This window comes from Tolypothrix campylonemoides VB511288_2 (assembly GCF_045999855.1).
Taxonomy (GTDB): domain Bacteria; phylum Cyanobacteriota; class Cyanobacteriia; order Cyanobacteriales; family Nostocaceae; genus Scytonema; species Scytonema bouteillei_A.
This window is the reverse complement of record NZ_JBFPMW010000001.1, coordinates 766,428-789,782: the sequence shown is the minus strand read 5'-3', so window position 1 is coordinate 789,782 and position 23,355 is coordinate 766,428. Positions and strand designations below refer to the sequence as shown.

Here is a 23,355-nt window from a genome sequence, read left to right as displayed (position 1 = left end):
CTTAAAACATATCCGCAGGATCGGCAGATTGAACTTTACGAGTGGCGATCGCACCAGAAATCATACACATAACGATAGTTAAAATTTGTACTTGCAGTGCGCGTGCCAATGTCATATATAGTGGCAAGTTAGTTGCATTTCTTGTCAGGGTGTAGAGACCAAAAGATACTGTTATACCTGGTAAAAAACCCAATACTGCCATTATTATGGCTTCTTCAAACACGACTCCTAGTAAGTAGGCATTGCGATATCCCATTGCTTTGAAAGTGGCATATTCTTTCATATGGGCATTGACGTCAGTGGAAAGAACTTGATAGACAATAATCACTCCCACTATAAAACCCATCGCTACACCTAAACTGAAGATAAAACCAATAGGTGTATTTTGTTGCCAATAACCTTTTTCAAATTCAACAAATTCTTCTTTTGTGAAAACTTGAATATCATGACTGCCTTTAAGATGAACTTTTAACGCATTTGCTACTTGCTTAACTTTTTCTGGTTCCTTATAGTCCGGTTGCAACTGAACTAGACCTAAATTTACGCTTCCTGCATCTTGCTTGCTAAAGATGCGTAAAAAGTTTTGATCGCTAGTTATCAGACTGCCATCTGCAATAAAGGAAGCTCCAACTTTAAATAAACCGCGAATCGTAATTGTTCGTCGTTCTATTTCAGTGGTAGCAGGTTTGTTTTGACTGACTTGGGCATAAACTTTTTCATACTCTCCTCTAGAACCACTGTCAAACAGTACGGTATCTGGAAGCTTGATAGCGTTTATTTGACTGTTGACTTCCGGTAAATCAAAGGCTGGTCGATCCGGATTGAACCCCATAATCAATACACCAGTTTCCTTGCGTGTTTGGGGATTTTTCCAATCAATAAAACCAAGATACATTCCATCCGCTGACTTGACCCCCGGTATATCTCTTGCTTGTAACAATCTCCTTCGGGGAAATGTAGACAGGTATGCCAAGTTTCGTGCTTGAGGGCTAACTAAAAAAATGTCAGCATTCATGCTGCGATGCAATCGAGTGTTACTATCAAATAGTGCAGTCTGAAAACCCAACTGCATAAACATCAGAACATCAGCAAAGGCAATACCTGAAAGTGCTACCAAAAAACGCCCTTTTTGATGGGTGAGTTGCAGCCATCCCAAAGGCGTTCGTCGCCCTATTTCTTGAACAATGAACCCAATCATAATACGATCACCCACTTACTAACTACTTTACAGCCGCAAGGCATTGCGCCTCTAGCAACTACTAAGGACTAACAACTCATGAATTACAGAGCGATCGTTGCTGTAATTTGCAAATTAGAGAATTGTGCTGCTTTCCGGCTCGATGAAACATCGAGCCGAACGTGGACTTCCACGACTCTTGCATCGATGTTGCTTGTAGGATCGCTGTTAACGACGTTTTGCCTCTGGACTTGCCAACCAACTCGCTCCACGACTCCTTGTAATTCATCAGGCATAGACTCGCTTGTTAAGCGTACTCTCTGACCCGTTCGCACTTTCTTGATATCGCTCTGATAAACTTCTGCTACTGCATACATCTGGCTGGTTTGCCCCATGTCTGCAATGCCTTCATCAGATACGACTTCTCCAGGACGGCTGTAAATCTTTAAGACTTGACCTTCTTGAGGCGATCGCACAAAAGCTTGTCTGAGATTTGCTTCGGCTTTTTTCACGGCTGCTATGGCTCGATTGACTTCAGCTTGAGCTGTTGCCACATCCACAGCACGCACTTCGGCAATTCTATCTAACGTCGAGCTGCTTTCTTTAATTTGCTGGTCTCGCGATGTTTCAATACGCTTGAGGTTTGCTCTGGCTTCTGCGAGTTGTTGTTCTCCAGTAGCTTCTATACGTTTGAGGTTAGCTCTAGCTTCTGTAAGTTGTTGGTTTCGCGATGCTTCTATGCGTTTGAGGTTGGCTTTTGCTTGTGCCTGTTGTTGCTGTGCAGTTGCTAGAGTTAAGCGCTTGTTATCTAGTAAAGATATAGCGATCGCTCCCTGCTCGTACAATTTTTTATAGCGTTGGTATTCTGCTTGGCTATTGTCCACTTGTGCTTGAAACTGAGCAATTGTGGCTTTTTGTGCTTCTATTTCTGTTTCTTTTTCTGCTTCGAGGCGGGCGACGGTAGCTTTTTGTGCCTCAATTGCTGTATCTTTCTCTGCCTGTAAGCGAGCAACAGTCGCTTTTTGTGCTTCTATTTCTGTCTCTCTTTCTACTTGTATGCGGGCGACAGTCGCTTTTTGTGCATTTATTTCGCCCTGTTTGGCACCTGCTTTTACCTGGGCTAGATTTGCTTGTGCCACTCGCACCTGTTCTTGTGCTTCTGATAATGCTGCCGCAAGGCGATCGCGATTATCTAAAATAGCGATTAACTGCCCTTGTTGTACCATAGTTCCTTCTCGAACTAGGAGTTGTTCTACCCGACTTCCTTCAGCTGATACCGGTGCAGACAGTTTTACCACCTCTCCTTTAGGCTCCAATCGTCCCAATGCTGTTACTGTTTTAATCTCTGGAACAATCGTCGGTTGCTGTTGGCTCGCCGCAGCATTGCTCTGAAATTTTTGTACTGTATAAAGACTTAAGCCTCCTGCTATAAAAGTTGCTAAGAGCACCAGAAGAGCAGGCGGACGCAAAAAAGGCTTTAAAGGAGATGAACCCTCAAACTTGGACGAGTGTTCCAGCATAGTTATGTTTCCATCAGGTAAAAACTAAACCGTTTAGTCTTATAATATATCTTAACTAAACTAATAAATTGAGTTTTGCTTCTACCAGTTTTTATTTATACTCACCAAAGTCTAATCTCCTATGGTGGTTGTGCTTTCCAACACAACTCAAAAGAACCAACTTTTGCGAGATATAGCATAGAAGAAGCGTATCCAAGAGCAGGTGTAGAAACCATATATCTTAGGTAGCATTTTTCTATTTTTTATTAGTGACAAAAAATACATAGATATAATAAGTAGCGAGTGTTGCTTTTTTATAATTTCTATCCTAAGATGTGTTGCAAAAATCCAAATTTAGTAATATGTGAACCCAAAAATTTACGGACAATTGCTCGTAATGAGGTAGTGAAAATTATCCTCTTACTCTCTGTACGGGCGCGGGTGCAATGCATTGCGTCCCGACTTTCGAGACCCTAATTCCTATTCTCACACCAGGACTGTAAAAAATGGTAAAAGCAAGAATAACTGAAGTTGAACGGGATAATTCAGCAGATAAGGTCGAACAGATTTTGCAAGGTGCGATGCAGGAGTTTCTCTCCCACGGCTATGCCGGAACCAGTATGGATAGAGTAGCGTCGTGCGCGGGTGTTTCCAAGGCAACGGTTTACAGTCACTTTCAAGATAAACAAGGCTTATTTAAAGCACTGATAGAAAAACTAGCGCAAGAACGATTTCATTCGGTTTTTGGAACAACACCGTTAAAAGGAAATCCTAAAGTAGCCCTGCGTCGATTGGCATTAAAAGCATTGAATGAGATGCGTGATGACGAAGAGTACCGTGCGTTTTATCGAGTCTTGATAGGAGAGTCCGGGCGTTTTCCCGAATTGGCTCAGTTTTGTGTTGGTAGTTTGATAAAGCCTGCGATCGATACAGTCAGTCAATATCTAGCAACCTATCCAGAACTGAAGATAGCCGATACGGAAGCAACAGCAATGCTTCTTGTGGGTTCATTGAGCCAATTTGTCATGATTCAAGAGACCATGCACGGTAAGAATATTATTCCCATGGAGAGCGAACGATTTATTGACGCGTTAATAGATTTGATTTTGAAGCCAGTTGCGGAAATTTAGCTTGGGATTATTGTTCATTTGTAAATCTTCTGTGGGAATACTATGGGTGTACGCAAAAGTTCCCCCTATCTTACTTTGGTCAACCCGCCTAATGCAGAGGAGTCACTCCAGCACCGTAAAAGCATTCTCATTACAGTTTGTTCTGATTGTTCCATTTGTCTTGCAAATATTTGGAGCAGTAGGTTTAGTTGGGTATTTGTCTTTTAAGAATGGACAAAAAGCGGTCAATGACCTCGCAGACCGGTTGATGGAAAGAACCAGCAGTATCGTAGATCAACATTTAAATTCTTATTTATCCGTCCCGACTAAAGTCCTACAGATAAACTCTGATGCAATCGAATTGGGATTGCTCAATGTACGCGATCGCAAAACTGCGGGAAAGTATTTCTGGAAACAGATCCAAGCTTATGACTTGAGTTACATCGGTATTGGGCTAAAGACAGGAGAGGGAGTTGGTGCCGGTCGTTATGATGGCAAAAACCTCGTAATTGATGATTGGGGTCCCAAACCTCCAAAAAATTGGTATATCTATGCTACAGATAACCGGGGAAATCGTACTAAGGTGGTTAATGTATTGGATTGGAATAACTTCAAAGAACCCTGGTACACGGAACCCATAAAAGCAGGTAGACCCATTTGGTCACCATTTATCACAGCGAACTATCCCAATTATCCTTTCATTGTTGCCTCAATGAGTCGCCCGATCTATAACAGGGAGAATCAACTGTTGGGGATGGCTGCGGCTGATATTCATTTATTAAAGTTAAGCGATTTTTTACGGCGTTTGGATATCGGTCACTCCGGACAGGTTTTTATTGTAGAGCGCAACGGAATGATGATTGCCAACTCTAGCGTACAGCAGCCCTTTACCAAGTTCAAAGACAAAATTCTAAGATTGAAGGCGATCGACAGCCCAGATCCAATGGTTAAAGAAGTTGCTCAACAAATTCAGCAAACCTTCAATGCGTTTGAGTCTATTACGGAATCTAAAAAACTGGCATTTCATTGGCTTGGAGAACAATATTTTGTACACGTTACTCCTTGGCGCGATCGACACGGGCTAGATTGGCTGGTGGTGGTTAGCATCCCAGAACAAGCTTTTATGACGCAAGTCAACGCCAATACCCAGACTAGCATTTTGCTTTGTATGGCTGCATTGGTAGTGGCAACACTTATGGGTCTTCTGACTTCTCATTGGATTACACGCCCTATTGTACGACTTAATAAAGCAAGTCAGGCAATGGCATCTGGTAATTTAGACCAAACAGTAGAAATCAGCAGTATCCAAGAACTGAACAGTCTCGCTCATTCCTTTAATGACATGGTAGGTCAACTCCGGCAATCTTTTAGTGCGTTAGAAAAAAGCAATGTCCAATTAGAAGACCGTGCTGCTGAACTCAAAACTACTTTAAGTGAGTTGCAACGTACCCAAGCACAAGTCATGCAAAATGAAAAAATGGCTAGTCTCGGTCAACTAGTTGCGGGTGTCGCTCATGAAATTAACAATCCAGTCAGCTTTATCCACGGTAATATTACTTATCTCCACGAATACACTCAAGATTTATTGAGGATATTGCATCTTTACCAGCAACACCCTCTCAGCAACGATCCAGAGATTCAAGCTCTGGCTGAAGAAATCGATTTAGAGTTTCTAATGGAGGATTTACAAAAAATTCTTACTTCCATGAAAACTGGAACTGATAGGATTCGCAATATCGTGTTGTCGCTACGAAACTTTTCGCGGGTGGATGAGGCTGATTGGAAAGCAGTGGATATTCATGAGGGAATTGAAAGTACGCTGTTGATTCTGCAACACCGCCTGAAAGACAAATCAGAACGTCTGGGAATTCAAGTCATTCGCAATTATGGTAATTTACCGCAGGTAGAATGTTATCCCGCACAACTGAATCAAGTTTTCATGAATATTCTCGTAAATGCGATAGATGCGTTAGATGAGGTTAATGCCAAACGCACATATGAGGAGAGAGAGAAAAATCCCAGTTACATTACTGTCCGTACCTCAATTAGAGATTCGCAGTGGGTAGAAATTGCCATTGCTGACAATGGCATAGGAATGTCTCAAATCGTCAAAAACCAAGTCTTCGATCCTTTTTTCACAACTAAACCTGTCGGTAAAGGTACGGGGATGGGTATGGCAATCAGTTATCACATTATCACTGAAAAACATGGTGGGAGATTGGAATGTTTTTCTAGTTTTGGCACAGGAACTGAATTTATTGTTCTATTACCTTTAAAATCTCCACTGACTATTCAGGAGTACAAACCCTTACATCTTTAGTAACTACCGAGTACAAAGTTAAGAAACAAGAATTTGATGTGAATTTTTTGTAAAAAACGTAACATTGCTTGGTAACTGGAGTAGAGTTAAGAAGACCTTAAGAAATAGCTTTGGCAATCGACATGAAAGCGCTAATCCAGATAGAAAAGTCTATTCAAAACACTTATTTTGTTTCTAGCCGTTTTTCATAAATTGCTAGAGTTTTCGCCTTTCAGTGATATTGCTTAATTAAAATTGGAAATAAAAATCAATTATACAAAAAAGCAGCAAAATTACGTATTCTTTTTCTACTCGTGTGAGAGTGCTGTGAAGTAGGTTGTCGAAGCTTGCCAATTAAGGTTGAATGTATTGCTTTCGGTTACCTTTGATTTATATAACTCTGGCAATGGTTTCGACTCGTCGCTACGCATACACAAATCAGCATAGGCTAAACAGGGCAAACAAACTGTTGGCACAACAGCTAGCTACAGAATGTAGTTCTGGGTGTCAGAAAACCCATCACGGGCTACAAATGGAATTAAAAATTTGTCAGCAGTCAAAGACAGGCTTGCAAGAACTACTTAATTCTTTGGTAGAACTTAGCCCTTTTCCTATTATGGTCGTCTGCTTAAAAAGCGGTCAGATTCTATTGAAAAATCAGCTTATAGAACCTTTTTTTGGAGTGGAGTCAGGCAAAACACTCGATAAAATTACTACTAGCTTTTGTACTCAACCTGCTTTATGGTTTGATTTGGTTAAACAACTATACAGAGGCAAAACTTTAACATTACAGACAGCACAACTCAAAAAAGCGAATGGAACTTCTTTTGAAGCTGGCATTTCAGCTAAATCTGTTAACTACGAAGGTAAGCGAGTCGCATTGTTAACTTTTACGGATGAAACCGAGCAATTGAAAATACAGCAGAGGGATGCTTTATTGACAAATGCTATGGAATTCTCAGACACAACAAAATGGCGACAGGTAGAGACAGAACTCAAAATTCGTGAAAGACAACAAAGAGCGGTAGCGGAATTAGGACAGAGGGCGTTGGCTAACACCGATTTATCAGTGTTGATGGACGAAACTGTTCGTTTGGTTGCTCAAGTTCTAGACGTAAAACTGGGCGGAATTTTAGAACTTTTGCCTGGAGGTCATATTTTACTGCTACAAGCAGGAGTGGGTTGGCATCAAGGGTTAGTAGGATCGGCCATGTCGGGGACTCAACCAAGTTCTCTATTGGGTCATACTCTGCTAACTTCAAAACCAGTAATTGTAAATGATTTGCGCGTAGAAACCCGATTTGATGGTTCTCCACTACTGCACAATCATCGAGTTGTCAGCGGTATTAGCGTTACGATCGCAACTCAAGGAAAAGCTTTTGGCATTCTAGGAGCGTATGCGACTCAAGAAAGGGTATTCACTAACGATGATAGCTATTTCCTTCAGACTGTCGCCAATGTCTTGGCACTTGCAATTGAGCGCAAACAATCTGAAGATCGCTTGCATTTGATGGAACGCGCGATCGCCGCTAGCAGCAACGGAATTGTTTTAACTGATGCCCTTCAAGCAGATAATCCCATCATTTATGTCAATCCAGCGTTTGAGGAAATAACGGGTTACCCTGCTAGTGAAATTCTCGGAAAGAACTGCCGTTTTTTACAAGGAAGCGAACGCGATCAGCCAGCCCTTAACGAACTGCGTAATGCCATTCTAGAACAAAGAGATTGTCACGTAACTTTACGCAATTATCGCAAAGATGGCACTCTGTTTTGGAACGAACTTTATATAGCTCCCGTATTTGATTCTCTTGGATTTTTAACTCACTTTATTGGCGTTCAAACTGATATGACTCAACAACAGGAGGCTCTTCTTGCGTTACGACAACGGGAAGAACAATACCGTTCAATTGTAGAAACAGCAGCTGAAGGAATTTGGTTACTCAATCAAGACAACCAAACCACTTTTGTGAACCAACAAATGGCTAATATGTTGGGCTACACAACGGAAGAAATGCTTGGCAAAACATTGTTCTCCTTTATGGATGAAGAAGGAGTGGCAATAACGAACGCTAACTTAGAACGCTGTCACCAAGGCATTCACGAAATGCACGATTTTAAATTCCAATGTAAAGATGGTTCTCCTTTATGGGCGATTGTTTCTTGTGCTCCTTTGTTTGACGAACAGAAAAATTATGCTGGTGCCTTGGGAATGGTTACTAATATTACAGAACGCAAGCACATGGAGGAAAAGCTAGTCTACCAAGCTTTTTATGACGCTCTCACGGGATTGCCTAACAGAGTGTTATTTATGGAAAGGCTCGGACAAGCGATCGCACAAGTCAAAAATCACCCAGAAAATTTATTTGCTGTTCTGTTTTTAGATCTCGACCGTTTTAAGGTTGTGAATGATAGTTTGGGGCATGCAGTAGGCGACCAACTTCTCATTGCCATCGCCCAACGTTTGCAAAGCTGTTTGAGACAGAACGATACTGTTGCTCGTTTGGGGGGAGATGAGTTTACTATCCTGCTTTCTCATATTCAAACTATTGAAGATACCACTCTTGTTGCGGAACGCATTCATCAGGTGCTAAAGTCCCCCTTCAACTTAAATGGATCTGAAGTGTTTACAAGTGCCAGCATTGGCATTGCTGTAGGTACAAATCGGTATGACGAACCTGCGAATGTGCTGCGAGATGCTGACACCGCTCTGTACCATGCCAAAGAGCAAGGGAAAAGCGGTCATGTAGTATTTGATACCGTAATGTACGAACAAGCCGTCGCACTTTTGCAATTGGAGACGCAATTGCGCTGGGCAATAGAAAGGCAAGAGTTACGCGTTTACTACCAACCAATTGTCTCAGTTTCCACAGGAGCTATTACAGGATTTGAAGCCCTGGTTCGCTGGCAACATCCCCAACAGGGAATGATTTCGCCAGACAAGTTTATTCCCATAGCAGAAGAAACGGGGCTGATTGTCTCAATTGGTCAATGGGTCCTTCGTGAAGCTTGTCACCAGTTGAGGCAATGGCAGAAACAATTTCCTGCTCTTGAGTCCTTAAGTATGAATGTTAACCTTTCTGCCAAACAATTTTCCCAACCCAATGTTGTTAAACAAATCGGCCAAATTTTAGAAGACACTAACCTTGCTCCTAGCAGCTTAAAGCTGGAAATCACCGAAAGTACAATTATGGCAAGCCCTGAAACCGCAGCTGCGGTGCTTAAACAATTGAAAGCTTTTGGAATAGAATTGTGCATTGATGATTTTGGGACGGGTTACTCATCCCTTGCGTATTTACACCGTTTTCCCATTGATGTTTTGAAGATTGACCGCTCCTTTATCAATCAAATTGATAGCGATCGCGAACGATTGGCGATCGTTCGCGCAATTGTGACTCTAGGTTCTCATTTAGGGTTAAGTGTGGTTGCTGAAGGAGTAGAAACAATGGAGCAGTGGACACAACTTAAGCTGTTGCAGTGTGCTTTTGCACAAGGGTACTTGTTTTCAAAGCCCTTGAACGCAGAAGACGCAGGCATCTTGCTTGCAACAGAACCTGGTTTTTAAAGCGACAACCAATGCCGTTATAACGTATCTTAAACTGCGTATAAATACTTAAATATTCTGCCTTTTAAGTCCACTGTTGATTGGGATGGACATATTTTTCTGATTTTCACCTATGGTATTGGGGCATGAAATTTGGGAACCCTAAATAATCATACTTACATTGCCGACTGCAAGCAGATTGTTTATGACCCCAAAACTGACAGAACGCCAAGTAAGGCGACCCAAGCGCGATCGTTCAAACAGGTGCTCCTGTATGCTAATTGCCAAACAATTGAAAAAAAAAGCAAATATCATCTATCAGGAGAGAGGAATATTAGCTGACCTTAGGGGAGAATCTTGTAATGCTTAATCTTAGTATGATTTTGAAAGTTTTCTCTATCCCGCTTGAAAAGTACACAACAATTCAAGATTTTGTCTACTTTTGGGGCGGTATGTGGATCGTGAATAAAATTCGTGTCCTTCCCTATGGCATTCCTCAAAACTTATTAGAATCTGACTCAGTTTTGGAATCCGTACAAGTTAAAACAATTCGATTATCCAGAATTCCTGTAGTGGGTGAATTTCTGGTTTGGAGAAATCAGAATTTTAGAGTTACTAAAGTGACACATTATTGTGACAATTACAATTATTCAGCAGAAATAGAAATGGAGTGGTATGGATCTGAAAAATAAGCCATACACACGCGACTCCTTTGCGCCGCGTCTTTACAGGACATACGCGAAGCCGTGACGTCATACTACCTTGCGTTCATACATTGTACTTTCTCCCCTGTCTTCCTTGTCCCCCAGTCTCCCTTGTCCCATCAACAAGTGATATCTTTGAATGCAACGACCCATGACTTGAAATTAGGTCCATATAGGTGGACTTTGTTTGTACAGTCGCGATTGCGAACATCGCTCGATATTTTTTCAAATTGGGATGTCGGGATGAACAAGAATCTTAACAATACTACTGTACCTAACACGTTAAAATTTTCTAAAAAAGCTTTTTTTGATGACCGCATGAAAAACAATGCTCGCTCGCACCTGACAAGTTTTTCTTCTAGGGGCTACACAGGCATCGCTTTTCTTATTTAGTAAGGGTTTCAGGTCTATAGTAGTGCCTGCATTAACCATACATTGAGTCTGCGATAGGGAAGGTACTGGTAGAATAAAATAAAGTTCAAGAAAAATGTTATTCATTTCCAAACCGAGTTTCGCAAGACAATTTTTGGACTAACCTGGAGTGGGAGCAATACCCTACTCCTTTTTTATTTGTTCGGCAATAAGCTGAGTACAGCTTGCGCTTTGCGATCGCAATAACATCTTGAATGAGTAGTTACTTTTGTATGACTTTTACAGCAACCCCTAGCGAGCGAACTCAACATGCAAACAAGAATCATGTTAAAGGTTTGGTTATTGAAATCATCTTAATAAGCAATAAAACAAACAGAATCTTGAAACAGCTTTATAATTTTTTTACAAATGGTCTTGATATTTTTTTAATTAAAATTTTTAAATTAGGTAAAATAACCAAAGAATCAGGTTAAAAAAAATCTAACTATAGGTTAAGGACATAAATTGCTAGTTGTAGTAGTACGATTAGCTACACCCACAACTTAAGTGATTAGTGATTTTTGCATCTCCAATTTTCTCCTCTCAAAAGAAAAAGTATCAGCAATGGAATTAACAGAGAAGCTAAATTGTTGGGAGCAAACATTTGACGCAGAAAATTTGCTGCACAGAATAACAACCCGGATCAGACAAGCACGAGAACTCGAAGATATCTTAGCTGTGGCGGCTGATGAAGTGCGTTCATTTCTGGCTATGGAGCGAGTGATGGTGTATCGGTTTGATAGCGATGAAAGCGGAGAAGTCATTGCCGAATCCATACACGAGCAGCGATTGCCATCTCTATTGGGGTTGCACTTTCCTACAGAGGATATCCCACAAGGGGTGCGAAATATGTTTTTGTGGGCGCGACAGCGTTCTATTGTAGATGTGGCTTCTGGAATTATTGGTTTATCACAACTAGCAAGCCCAGAAACTGGCAAATCTTTAGGAAGTGAGAATATCTACTATCGAGAGGTAGACCCCTGCCATATTGAATATTTGAAGGCAATGGGTGTACAGTCATCGTTAGTAGTGCCGATTTTACATTACTCCCTCACAGAGCCATCCGCAAAACCTCAACTGTGGGGATTGTTGGTATCGCATCATAGCAAACCGCGAACGGTTTTGCATCAAGAAGTTCAGGTAGTACAGAGAGTTGTCGATGTTGTATCAATGGCGATCGCTCAAAACCACTTACAGAACGTAATTCGCGAGCAGCAACAGCGAGAAGCAATAGTTAACAAAATTATCTCCCTACTACATCCACCCTCCACAGATACAAATCAATTACAAGCAGCCTTAGAAGCAACCACAGATGCCTTTGGTGGGGTAGGAGGAAGATTGTACTTAGAGAAAAGTTCTGAAGTATACGCCACAGGCGAACAGCCCCTAAGAATTGAAGCACTAGAAAACACTATTCTTGAGGAACATAGATCGTTTCAAGATTGGATCGCTCAATGTCAAAAAGATAACATCATTCAAGTTGGAGACCTCCATCAAGAACCCTATTGGCGTGTTTTAGCTCCTGCTTTCCAAAGCACTCACATTAGAGGAGTTTTGGCAATTCCTTTAAATTACGACGGACGCTATATCGGTATTTTAAGTATTTTTCGCTCTGAATTGGAAACAAAAATCTTGTGGGGAGGATGGCGCGGGGGCGAAGCCCGGAATCAGCTACCCCAGATTTCTTTTGAGACTTGGTTGGAACGCAAAAAAGAACAACCCCCTGAGTGGAAACCCGAAGACATTGCACTCGGACAAGCTCTAGCCACTCAATTTTCCATAGCCATTCAGCAGCAGCAAATGTACCAGCAAGTGCAAACCCTGAATGCCAAGCAAGAACACCAGGTACAAGAGCGCACAGCCGAGTTGCAAAAGTCATTAGAGCAGACTTTGCTAATCAAGCAAGTGACGGAGCAAATGCGTAGCAATCTCGACTACAACATCACTTTACAAACCATCGTTGAGGAAGTGAGAAGACTGCTCAAAACGGATCGCGTGTTAGTTTACAAGCTCTTAAGCGAGGGAGGGGGTGAGGTCATTGTCGAAGATGTAGATAAAAACTGGTCCTCAGTTTTAGGCCACAAAATGCCACAAGAATGCTTTCCCGATGAATACGCACGTCTTTATTTTCGGGGAAGGGTACGGGCAATCAACAACACCGCAGTAGCGAGTTTGGATACCTGCCATCGAGAGTTTTTACACAGTCTTCAGATAAAAGCCAACGTAATTGTACCGATTAACATTGGTACGCAATTATGGGGGTTATTGATTGCCCATCAGTGTTATGCGCCCCGAAATTGGGAAGATGCAGAAATTGATTTGCTCCAACAGCTAGCAGACGCCGCCGCCGTTGCTATTCAACAAGCACAGTTATACGAAAGGAGCCGTGCGGCAGAATCTACAGCAAGATCGCAAGCTGAAAAGATGGTGCAACTTCTTCATGAGATACAACAAACACAAGCAAAACTCATTCAAAGTCAAAAAATATCCAGTTTTGGGTTATTATCGCTAGGTGCAACACAAGAAATCAACAATTCCGTTAACTTTATATCCACTCAACTGTCTCAAGCCAGTGAATACACCCAAAATCTCTTAGAACTTTTGCATCTCTATCAATTGTACAATCCCTATCCAGATAGTGAAATTACTCATCAAGCAGAAGTACTGAATTTGGACTCAATCGCAGAAAATTTACCTAGAATCATGTCATCGATAAAAGTACAGGTCGATCGCGTCCGCTCGACAGTCCAGTCGTTACAAAATTTTTCTTCTCTGGAACGCGTTCCCATCAAACCTGTTGACATCAATAAAGCTATTGAGCGGGTTTTGTCAATTTTGCAACACCGTCTGCAATTAAAGATAAAAACTCCTGGTATTGAAGTTATTAAAAACTACGGCAATTTGCCAATGGTAGAATGCTACGCCGCACAAATAAACCAGGTATTTATCAATCTCATAAGCTATGCTATTGATGCTTTAACAAACCAGATAAAGGAAACGAGACACGACAAGAGGTTACCTACAGGGGAACTGGAAGTCTCCTCTGGGAGATTAGCAGCAATAGAAAAATGGGGAGAGCAAGAAAATTCAAATTCTACTTCACCCTATCGCATCCAAATTTCTACTGGAATGTCATCAGATAGCTCTCACGCGATCGTTCGCATTGCTTACAATGATTCAGGAATGACACAAGACATCAAAAGCTCAATTTTCGATCCGGCTTGTACGACTCAATTGTTGGAACAGAGCATAGGTATGGAACTATCAATGAGTTACCTGATTGTTGTACAAAAACACGGTGGAGCCTTAAAATGTGTTTCAGAACCGGGCAAAGGTACCGAGTTCTGGATTGAAATTCCACTTAAGCAATCTTATTCACTCTGAACTTAGAAATTATCTTTTATCAACACAAAGTGTAGAGTGAAATGGAGAACGATGAAGGTTAATACTGGGTGCAATGGCAACTAATTCAATAACGCCCCTTTTATCAACCACCCAATTCTGAGCTTCCACAATTGGAGTAGAAGGAGATGGGGAAGATAGGGAAATATTTTCTCCCTCTGCTTCTGATTGAGAAATATTTTTAGAAGGAGAAATCCAATCTGCAAGTAGCGCATCACTGAGAAGAGGGTCTGTGGGGCTAGTGGATATTCCTCCACGCCCTGTAGAAATAAACGAGCTCGTTGTATGGGTTCCTTCAGGATTGCACCCCGTGCTAATGAGTTGTGAAGCATCAACTAAATTGACAGGTAATGGTACTAGCTCCCCATAAGGATCTGTATCCGGCGTGTTGACAGCTACAACACCATTTAAGGAAGGATTCGTCTGGGAAATAGCAGTAATGTCACTTGTTCGCAATCTTCCAGGATCGAGTAGAGCAGGATTCGTTGTTGCCAAAAGCTTTGAGAGCAGATCTCGACTCAAGGGTGACAGTCCAAATATGCTGGCTGCTTTAATATCGACAACTCCTCCGAGCCCTTGATAAGCGTTGGCAGTGATATCGCTATTTTCAAATGGGAGAGCAACTATAAAGCCATTACGAACATTGATATTGATGTTACCACCATTGCCACCCTTGAGCGCAGTCCCCGCACTTGCTGAGATTTGACTGTTACGACGTAGAAGTAATAATTTTTGCAATGTTAGGTTGATGTTACCACCATCTACCGATCCGGCTTCACTTTTAATAGAACTTTGGTTATCTAAAGAAATAGAATTAGCTTGCACATTTATGCTACCTGCTCCACCTAATTCTGCATTGTTAAGACTTGTGGAAGTTGAAGAGACAGAGATACTCGAGCGATCGCGAGCCGTTAGCGCTTCTTGAAGAAGTAGAGTCAAACTACCACCTACACCACTCCCTGTAGTTTCACTGCTAAGTCTGCTGTTGTCCAACACGAGTGAATTTGCGCTGAAGAAAATTTCTCCACCTTTGCCACTACCCGATGTAGCAGTCGCAATAGTACTATTTTTCAGCAAAGCCGTATTCACATCAATATTAATTTCTCCTGCATTCCCAGTGCCTGCAGCTTCGCTACTAATTCGGGCACTATTGTTCAAAGAAATAGTATCTGCAGTAATGTTAATACGTCCGGCATTTCCCGTGTTTTTGATAGGCTGTAAAGGTTCTTCGCGGAGCGCACCAGTATCGCTCACGATGGAACTGTTATCCATAACAAATGAACCTGTTTCAATATTAATGACTCCTGCATTTCCTTCCCCTGTTGTCCTGCTATTAATATTGCTACCATTGTTCAAAATTAAAGAGCCTGCTTTGAGATTGATGCGTCCTGCTTGCCCGGAGCCAGAAGTTTCCGTGTTAATACCAGCCCCATTTAGAAAAGCGTTACCGACAATATTAATGTTTATTTCCCCAGCATTACCTATTCCTTTGGTATCACTGCCGATGCCTGCATTTATCATTTCTAATGAGTTAGCAGTTAAGTTGAGCTGACCTGCTTGTCCTTCTCCTTCTGTATCAATGCCCATTCCCGAATTGTTTCTGATTGCTACAGAATCAGCATCGATCGTGATTTGTCCGGCATTACCTTTAGCACGCGTTAAGCTGCCGAAACCCGTTACGATATCATCTTTGAAATAGGGTAAGTCATTTTCCAACAACAATGACTTAGTTGTAACATCAATACTTCCAGCATTACCCGTACTGTTCGCTAATGTATTTGTTGTGATGTTACTGTTATTCTTGAGTGCCAGAGAATTGGTAACCTTTAAGATAATTTCCCCTGCTTTTCCCTGACCCCCAGTATCGCTGGTAATAGAACTGTTTTCTAAGGTAAAATCATCTGCAAAAATTTGAAGGCGTCCGGCATCACCCCTGTTATTTATAACTTTACCGTCATTATCTCTATCAATTCCCGTATCGTTGCCCATTCCACTATTTTCCATCCGCAATGAGCCTGTTTTAATGAAAATTTGTCCGCCGTTCCCCTCTCCTATTGTCCCGCTATTCAAGCCACTATTTCTCATGAAAAGCCGATCGGTGGTGATGGTTATTATCCCAGCATTTCCTTTGCTATCGATGTCCCCCTGAGCCGTTGAGAAAATTCCCACTTTATCTAACAATGAAATTGATTTAGAATTCATTGTTAATGCTCCTGCATTGCCATCTCCGTAGCTTCTACTGCTGAGGTTTGCTTGTTCTAAATCAATCGAATTGGCATTGATTTTGACTCCACCTGCATTACCTTTTCCAAAGGTCTTACTGGAGATCGCTCCTGCCTTTAGGAAAAGAGAATTAACGTTAATATCAATATCTTTAGCATTCCCATTACCAAAGGAGTTACTGTTAATTCCTCCCCCTGTTAAAATGAATGAATTAGAATTAATGGAGAGCAATGCTGCATCGCCATCGCCAAAAGTATTGCTGATAATACCAGCGTTCTGAGTTGAAATGGAAGAAGCAAAAATCGAAATGGGTTCAGATGCGATCGCACTCCTATTGTTGCTAGCGATCGCAAAACTTTCCATTGAGATAGAACCTGCTGCTGTTGCTGTAAAAGCACCACCTCCAGTCTCCATGAAACCTTGACTCAGGCTAATATTTCCAAAACCAGAAGCATCACTATCTGCTTGCAGGACTAAGTTAAGACGACCATTATCGGCTGCAATACGGAAAGCTTTCAAGGAAATATCGTTAGCAGCTTGCAAAGTTAAAGTTGCCGTACCTGAAGTTGTCTTGGTGATGCCAAAGCCCTCTGCTTTAATATTGCCTGATTGAGTCCCTGTAGTACCAGTCGCGATGGTCACATTTGTTCCGGCATTAAGTTGTGCTTGAATATCCGGGATAAATATAACTGCACCATCACCATTGGGCGTAAAAATTTGAGGGTTACCATCACTGAAAGAACCACCAGTAGTTGTACCAGAGTAGTTGAGAGTGACATCATGCGGATCTAGCAACCAAGTACCGCCTGCGCCGTTAAGAGCACTCGCATCAACACGAATGCCAGCAACATCAAGAAAATGATAACCTGATGTTTCTATTAAACCGCCATTACCGCCATACTTTCCTCCTCTTGCACTCAGACTGCCATAGACACGGGTTGAGTCTTTGCCCCAAACAGTCACTTGACCCCCATTTCCTCTCATTAAAGCATCTGCCTTAATAGAGGCTTGAGGGCTGATATATGTAGCACTCGCTTGGGGAAGGCTCCCCAAACCCAGATAGTCACCTCCCACTAGCACCTGACCCCCACCTGCATCTCCAGATACATCTATGTGAGAGTTGTCAAATAGTGCAACTTTCGTACCTACAACTTGGACTTTGCCTCCAATTTGTCCGACCTCAGTATTAGAAGCATCAATTTTACCGACGACGATCGCAGTACTCTCTTGAGAGTCACTACCTATCTGTTGGTCTTTCAAGCTCAGAATTTCTCCGGCTTGTCCCAACCCAGCCTGGATATTTGATGCAGCTGCCACCGTCACCTGTCCTCCAGGCGCAGATATTTTTCCATTGTGGGTTACATTGCTAGCTATTAAAGTCAAATTTTGCCCTGTATTAACTGTTAAGTTGCTAGCATTATTTGTGATACTTGCTTGATTGCTAGCAAGTTGTAAACCGATAGGAACGCTAATCGTTAGTAAAGGAGACGACCCGGCGGAGTTGGTACTAAAGAAACTACCATCGGCAAACATTAAGCCATAAGCTGTGGTTGCAAGAAAGGAACCACCAATATTGAGCTCGGCATTGCGACCAAAAATAATGCCGTTGGGATTCAGGAGAAACAGATTTGCATGACCGCGAGCGCGGATTAATCCATCAATATTTGAGACTGACTGACCCGTCACGCGACTGATAATATTCTGGATCTCTGACGCATTATTAAACTGGACTATACTACCAGTCGGGACAGAAAAGGCTTCAAAGCTGTGGAATAAGTTACTGCCTGCAGTTGTTCCACCTTCAATAAGGCTAGTATTATCAACTATCGTGACGCGAGAATTATTGGGTAATGTGGAATCGGGGATAATTTGAGCAAAAGCACAATTTGTACTAGAAATAGATATAAGACCTATTGCGATCGCTAACTTTTTTAAAGAGTGACAACAAATGTTTAGCACCTAAATTCTCCCCCAATGATTAAATAGTTGCCGCGAACTGAGTACACGAGAAGTAGGCATCAACATTCGTTGTTTTCCCTGACCCCCAATTTCAGTAAATCATATTTAAAGTTTTAAATCTCATTTCTATACAATTTATAAAACGGATGTCTAATTCCTCAATCACTAGGTAGTTGGGAAATCTGCAACGCGTGAAATTCTCCAAATACTGTGGAAGTTGTATAAGAGGATGTTTGTAAAGTCTATCATTGTATCAAGATCTACGACTTTAAGAGTATTTTCCCCCCTTTTTAAGGGGGGCTAGGGGGGATCTAAAGTTTTGGATACCTCAGCCACTACTTTTAAAACATCCTCTAAGCCTTATTCATTTGTTGTATTTCTTTAACAATGTTATGACGAGCGGATAATTCAAAAGCTTGAAACATTGATTCGGTATAGTAAATGCGATCGCGTTGCAAAAATCCCTGCAAAACCCGCTTTCTTCCTGCAAAATATTCTGCTTCTGGCAACCACGCATATTCTTGCTGAATTGCCGCAGCATAATGACTGTATTCGATAGGAGAACTGCCTAATATTGCTAAATCTGCATCTAGAAGAATCTGACAATCAAAATCATTTGGTGCAGCTTGATGGGATTTAGTACTCAAAATGAGACGGCTTACGGTAGCAATAATCTTTGAGGAAACACCCAAAGAAGTAAGCAAATCACTTGCATATTCCGCACTTCTTTCTTCATTATCATTTGCTTGAGCATCATAAACCGAGTCATGAAACCAAGCAGCAAGTTGAATGCTTGCCAAATCTTGAGTTGTGACTGGAAGATTTTCTAATATATTGAGAACATATTCTACGTGTTCTAAAGTATGATAGTAGCGATTGGGGCTAGAGTAAGCTGCGGTTATTTGAGTAAATGTCACATGAGCGACATCGGAATTAACTTGAAAAGACACAAGTAAATGCTGCCACTTATTAAATAATTTATTGAGAGTGTCATTAAAATTCATAATTTGCCTTAATTTTTAAATCAACAAACAATCTTGAAAAATTAGATGGAGCTTTGCGTGGAGAGTTGTTGAACCACTCGTTCGAGTTCTTCTATCATCGAGTTAGAACCTGTTTCTCTATACACCTGTACCAAGGATTGGTAGAACCACAAAGTTTTTTCTTTACCGCCATTGAATTCAGTCCAGATTGCATCTCCAAATTTTTGCCAATCTGCCAGTAAGGATCTCGCATTGTGTAGTTTATCAGCGATTGAGACTAGTTTGACAGAAGGCGAAGCATGGCGGAGTTTTTCTAGATACCGATTTTTTCTCTCTTGCCATGGGGGTTTGGGTGGTGTATCCCACTCCGTACAGCCATCAATAATTTCTACAACTGTTGCGCCAAAACTCTGGAGAATTTGCTCGCGCATGGGTTTTCCACCTTGGTCTTCTATACTATCGTGTAGCAAAGCTGCGATCGCTTCATCTTCGCTTCCTCCTGCCTCGAGTACCAATGCCGTTACACTGAGTAAATGAGCAATATAAGGAGTACCACCCACTTTACGGGTTTGATTGACATGGAGACGAGTTGCAAAGATTAATGCTGATTCAAATCGTTCTGTTAATTTCATGGTTTTATAGATTGTGGTAAAGGTTAAATTCTGTAGCAACATCATCAGCTATATTTTTTCGCAATTCCCAAGGCATGATGACTTCAGCTTTTGGTCGCCATGCTCGGATTCGCATACTGACATTGTTATCGCCGTGTCGGTAGTAGAGGCGATAGTACGCATCTTTATCGGAACGATTTTCTAGAATTTTGAGCAATGTCTGTTGTTCTGGTTGCTTTGTCTTTTGCTGTATCAGATTCTGGGCTTGCTTGTAGCTAATTGCCTCAAAAGTTTCGTGTCGGAAGGTATTGTGAATATAGCGGTCGTGAAAATTGCGGTCAAATCTCAACAGCATCATTTGGGAGGGTAAATAGAAATCGAAACCCCATGCTTTGGACATTTCTAAGGCAATGTAATCTGGGTTGGGTAAAGATGCTTGTTGATAGCACTGCTGTCAATTTGAGGGAATGGCTGAGTTTGTCCATTTTAAGGCGGTCATTTTATGAATGCGATCGAGGCGAAAATTGTACCAATCCGTTTTTCTTTCGGGGCTTTGACCGCAAGCACATAAATAGACTGCTCTCTGGACGTAGTAGATGCAGACTGGGTAAACGATGCAATCTACAGTGTTCCCTACCCTAGCACTTTTGTAACTGAGTTTAACGGGTGGTACCGGAGTTTGTGCCCAAAGCTGTCTTAACTTGTATTGCCAATCCTCTACTATGTCAATGGTACTGCGGGGAATCACATAATCAAGTTGCAGGAAAAGGCGTTGCACGCCGTTGATTTTTTGGGCGTGGGTTTCTGCGATCGCTACCAAATCTTCCTGTAGAAAGTTTAATTCATAAGCACTCAGTTGGCTGGATGTGAATTCATCTTGAGAACCTACAGGACGTGGTGGAAATTCCCGCACGCGATGGTATTTTTGGGCTTTGTATTGCAGCCAACCAAGTTCGGCGAGAGTTTGCAGATCGCCCTGGAGAGAACGACGGGTGACACCAAATAAGCGCTGTTGTAGCTGCTGTTCCAGATAAGACAAATCCATACCCGTGTGAGCAAGCATCAATTCCTTCCACTGGCGAGCACTCATGCTGGTTTGTTCGCCAAACAACCACTCGGTTGTTGTTTTGAAACAAGGGCAAAGAGAGTCATGGGGTTTAGGGATAATATCTCCTTTAGGGTGCGTGCAACTGAAGAATGCATCCCGCCATTCTGCATAAGTGAAAGAGTCATTTAAAACCAAGCGCTTTTGGCTGTTTCCGTATAGCGATCGCAACCACACCCACAAGCGAATTGCACGCGACAGATTTTGTTTGAGCGAACCTCGTGCCAACCACTGTAATAATTCTACATAGGGAGGATCTTGAAAAACTTGTTCGGACACTAGCCAAATTCCTGTAGGTGTAACTTTCCTTAGGATAAAGCCAATTGGAAGCAGAGTTTTCCAAGGAACGGTAGAAGACTTGTCTGCTTTTTCTCGATTCACCACATGACGTTGCTCTCCACAAGAGCACCTGCGATCGTTGACCTCGATCCGGTGGTTCCACCAGGGAAGACCTTGTAAGGCACGAATTAAGCATTAAAGTCCATGGAAATATATCTACAATGTATATACTATAAGAGAGTTAATTGCAAAAATCTATTTATATGAAGTTTGCATTTAGATCTGTAATTTTTTGAGGAAAACAATTTTAAGGCATTCTATGAGCACAGTCATATCTAGATGGGGAAATAGCTTAGCCATTCGCATTCCCAAAGCAGTAGCCGACCAAATACAAGTTGAGGAAGGTACTCCTGTAAGTATCAGTATTTCAGGTGATAGCATTGTGATTACACCTCAAAAGAGAAAAAAATATACACTTGACCAACTTCTAGAAGGCATGACACCAGATAAATTTCATCCTGAAATTGATACAGGAAGCGCTGCGGGGAATGAGGCTTGGTGAGCAGTCCATATATTCCAGAGCGTGGTGATATCGTTAAATTAGAATTCGGATTAGTCGAAATTACGGCAGATTTAATCAAACGAGCATTTACGTTGAAAAATGCTGGTATGTCTTTTGAAGGAATTGCCAAGACACTGAATTCTGACCTAGAACGTCAAGGGCTCGAGCAGCAAGGCTATCGCCCTGTTTTAGTATTGTCTCCCTTTAAATACAACAAAATGTCTTCTATGGTTTTGGTTTGTCCCATCACTTCTCAAAAGAAAGGGCTGAGTTTTGAGGTAGCGCTGATGGATGGTATGAAAACTAAAGGGGTCATTTTAACTGACCAAGTAAAATCTTTAGATTGGAAAGCCAGAAAAGTGTTGTTTGTAGAGAAAGTGGAACAGGATTTAATTGAAGAAGTACAAGCAAGAATAGAAACTTTAATTTTATAAAGGGGGTACAAGAGGCGGATTCAGCATGAATTGGCTCAAATCCCTGAGTTTTTTCAGAAGGCAGAAGTACGAGGGTAGAAGACCGCAGGTATATCAGCCCCGAAAAAATTTTTTCAGTGTTTGCAGCATGGGATAAGTCTGAAACGTAAATGGATTGTGAAGGATAGGAAATGAAATTGCAAAGATAAGTCAGAATGTCTAGCACTATCAGTGTTTATTCTGCAATTATACTTGCAACCTTCAATTATCCCAGTCACGAAAACTACCACTATCAGCATATATTCTTATGAAATTCATTGTTGGGTTGTCAAGTCTGGCTTTATTTTCACTCTCCAGCGTTTCTCCATGTTTAGCTGCTAATCAGTTAGTCAGTCTCTCAGCAGGCCAATCTTTACCCAGTACAACAAAAACAATCCAAGAAGGTAACTCCTTCACCCAAGTCATTAATACAGTAGACCGCCAGCAAAAACGAGTAGCACAGCTAGCCGATAGAGAACAATGGTTCCAACAACGTCGTTATCGCGCACAACAAGCTGCAAGAGCCAGACAGGCTGCCGCCGCAGCAAGACGCGAACAAGAACGAAAATACTTTGAAAGTCTTACTCCAGACCAACAAAGAGCATATCTTGCTCAGAAACGAGCCAGACAAGAAGCAGCAGCAAAATTGCTCTTAACAATATTTGGAGGCGGAATGATATATGAGAATTCAGGCACAGCACCAAGTTCCAATGCTAACCAAGACACATGGATTGTAGAAGATCGCTATAACAACCCGTCAGGGTACCAGCCTGCTCCTGCACCTGTTGCACCAATTGACCCCTTTTACGGAACAGGTCCAGGAGGAAAATTCTACGGCAATTAGATCGGGAAAATAACTACTCCTTTCCCACCCGAAGATTACCGTTTGGGATCTCGGGAGCACGGGAGAACCGGAGCACCTTGTGAAGAAATTACATTGGTAATCTTACACCGGAAAGGGAGTAAAACGAGTGGTAAGGGAGTGAGGCTAATAGCTTTTCCATCTCACCCTTTCCCCATAACTGATATTTTTCCATGA

14 protein-coding genes and 1 pseudogene are annotated in these 23,355 nt (G+C 41.8%); 9 read left to right on the top strand and 6 right to left on the bottom strand.

Annotated elements, in window-relative coordinates; all coding sequences use genetic code 11:
- Position 1: 1 nt before the first annotated feature.
- Together devC and AB0756_RS03375 are read right to left on the bottom strand one after the other, a co-directional pair.
- Entirely contained in the window at positions 2–1,198 is a 1,197-nt protein-coding gene (gene devC, locus AB0756_RS03380) for an ABC transporter permease DevC (protein ID WP_038078277.1), read from the bottom strand.
- An 83-nt stretch (positions 1,199–1,281) separates the two neighbouring features.
- Positions 1,282–2,697, bottom strand: coding sequence for an HlyD family efflux transporter periplasmic adaptor subunit (locus tag AB0756_RS03375; RefSeq protein WP_038078280.1), 1,416 nt, complete (start codon positions 2,695–2,697; stop codon positions 1,282–1,284).
- Positions 2,698–3,182: 485 nt separating this feature from the next.
- Here AB0756_RS03375 and AB0756_RS03370 point away from each other — a divergent pair, with 485 nt between their 5' ends.
- The 6 genes from AB0756_RS03370 (at position 3,183) to AB0756_RS03345 (ending at position 14,124) form a co-directional block, all read left to right on the top strand.
- Positions 3,183–3,806 carry a TetR/AcrR family transcriptional regulator gene (locus AB0756_RS03370; RefSeq protein WP_038078282.1) on the top strand — a complete coding sequence of 208 codons (624 nt, stop codon included), beginning with the start codon at positions 3,183–3,185 and terminating at the stop codon, positions 3,804–3,806.
- Between the two features lie 91 nt (positions 3,807–3,897).
- Complete coding sequence (locus AB0756_RS03365) at positions 3,898–6,105, top strand: ATP-binding protein (RefSeq protein WP_038078284.1); 2,208 nt, start codon at positions 3,898–3,900, stop codon at positions 6,103–6,105.
- Between the two features lie 928 nt (positions 6,106–7,033).
- A complete protein-coding gene (locus AB0756_RS03360; RefSeq protein ID WP_050046883.1) occupies positions 7,034–9,646 on the top strand; it encodes an EAL domain-containing protein in 2,613 nt (870 codons plus the stop codon).
- A gap of 341 nt (positions 9,647–9,987) precedes the next feature.
- Positions 9,988–10,317, top strand: coding sequence for a hypothetical protein (locus AB0756_RS03355; protein ID WP_050046516.1), 330 nt, complete (start codon positions 9,988–9,990; stop codon positions 10,315–10,317).
- A gap of 656 nt (positions 10,318–10,973) precedes the next feature.
- Positions 10,974–11,174, top strand: a complete 201-nt coding sequence (locus tag AB0756_RS03350; protein WP_038078292.1) for a hypothetical protein — start codon at positions 10,974–10,976, stop codon at positions 11,172–11,174.
- Between the two features lie 130 nt (positions 11,175–11,304).
- Entirely contained in the window at positions 11,305–14,124 is a 2,820-nt protein-coding gene (locus AB0756_RS03345) for a GAF domain-containing protein (protein WP_038078296.1), read from the top strand.
- Between the two features lie 9 nt (positions 14,125–14,133).
- Here the strand turns inward: AB0756_RS03345 and AB0756_RS03340 are convergent, their stop codons facing one another.
- The 4 genes and pseudogenes from AB0756_RS03340 to AB0756_RS03325 all read right to left on the bottom strand — a co-directional run bounded on the left by AB0756_RS03340 (position 14,134) and on the right by AB0756_RS03325 (position 20,963).
- On the bottom strand, positions 14,134–18,324 hold the full coding sequence (locus AB0756_RS03340; protein ID WP_050046515.1) for a two-partner secretion domain-containing protein: 4,191 nt from the start codon (positions 18,322–18,324) through the stop codon (positions 14,134–14,136).
- Between the two features lie 353 nt (positions 18,325–18,677).
- Positions 18,678–19,328, bottom strand: coding sequence for an HD domain-containing protein (locus AB0756_RS03335; protein ID WP_038078302.1), 651 nt, complete (start codon positions 19,326–19,328; stop codon positions 18,678–18,680).
- A 41-nt stretch (positions 19,329–19,369) separates the two neighbouring features.
- Positions 19,370–19,939 (bottom strand): HD domain-containing protein, encoded by a 570-nt coding sequence (locus tag AB0756_RS03330; RefSeq protein WP_038078366.1) that lies wholly within the window; start codon positions 19,937–19,939, stop codon positions 19,370–19,372.
- A gap of 4 nt (positions 19,940–19,943) precedes the next feature.
- Positions 19,944–20,963 (bottom strand): annotated as a pseudogene (locus AB0756_RS03325) (TIGR03985 family CRISPR-associated protein).
- 658 nt (positions 20,964–21,621) lie between these two features.
- On the opposite strand from AB0756_RS03325, the gene AB0756_RS03320 reads away from it, so the two are divergent.
- The 3 genes from AB0756_RS03320 to AB0756_RS03310 all read left to right on the top strand — a co-directional run bounded on the left by AB0756_RS03320 (position 21,622) and on the right by AB0756_RS03310 (position 23,160).
- Positions 21,622–21,864 (top strand): AbrB/MazE/SpoVT family DNA-binding domain-containing protein, encoded by a 243-nt coding sequence (locus AB0756_RS03320; protein WP_038078305.1) that lies wholly within the window; start codon positions 21,622–21,624, stop codon positions 21,862–21,864.
- Entirely contained in the window at positions 21,861–22,298 is a 438-nt protein-coding gene (locus AB0756_RS03315; RefSeq protein WP_050046513.1) for a type II toxin-antitoxin system PemK/MazF family toxin, read from the top strand. Before AB0756_RS03320 ends, AB0756_RS03315 begins: the two co-directional genes overlap by 4 nt.
- A 286-nt stretch (positions 22,299–22,584) precedes the next feature.
- On the top strand, positions 22,585–23,160 hold the full coding sequence (locus AB0756_RS03310; protein WP_038078311.1) for a hypothetical protein: 576 nt from the start codon (positions 22,585–22,587) through the stop codon (positions 23,158–23,160).
- Positions 23,161–23,355 lie beyond the last annotated feature (195 nt).

Coding starts and splice junctions, on each gene's coding strand:
- AB0756_RS03310 (WP_038078311.1), top strand. CDS start 22,585: ATGAAATTCATTGTTGGGTTGTCAAGTCTGGCTTTATTTTCACTCTCC.
- AB0756_RS03345 (WP_038078296.1), top strand. CDS start 11,305: ATGGAATTAACAGAGAAGCTAAATTGTTGGGAGCAAACATTTGACGCA.
- AB0756_RS03335 (WP_038078302.1), bottom strand. CDS start 19,328: ATGAATTTTAATGACACTCTCAATAAATTATTTAATAAGTGGCAGCAT.
- AB0756_RS03350 (WP_038078292.1), top strand. CDS start 10,974: ATGACTTTTACAGCAACCCCTAGCGAGCGAACTCAACATGCAAACAAG.
- AB0756_RS03375 (WP_038078280.1), bottom strand. CDS start 2,697: ATGCTGGAACACTCGTCCAAGTTTGAGGGTTCATCTCCTTTAAAGCCT.
- devC (WP_038078277.1), bottom strand. CDS start 1,198: ATGATTGGGTTCATTGTTCAAGAAATAGGGCGACGAACGCCTTTGGGA.
- AB0756_RS03370 (WP_038078282.1), top strand. CDS start 3,183: ATGGTAAAAGCAAGAATAACTGAAGTTGAACGGGATAATTCAGCAGAT.
- AB0756_RS03355 (WP_050046516.1), top strand. CDS start 9,988: ATGCTTAATCTTAGTATGATTTTGAAAGTTTTCTCTATCCCGCTTGAA.
- AB0756_RS03320 (WP_038078305.1), top strand. CDS start 21,622: ATGAGCACAGTCATATCTAGATGGGGAAATAGCTTAGCCATTCGCATT.
- AB0756_RS03330 (WP_038078366.1), bottom strand. CDS start 19,939: ATGAAATTAACAGAACGATTTGAATCAGCATTAATCTTTGCAACTCGT.
- AB0756_RS03365 (WP_038078284.1), top strand. CDS start 3,898: ATGCAGAGGAGTCACTCCAGCACCGTAAAAGCATTCTCATTACAGTTT.
- AB0756_RS03360 (WP_050046883.1), top strand. CDS start 7,034: ATGGAATTCTCAGACACAACAAAATGGCGACAGGTAGAGACAGAACTC.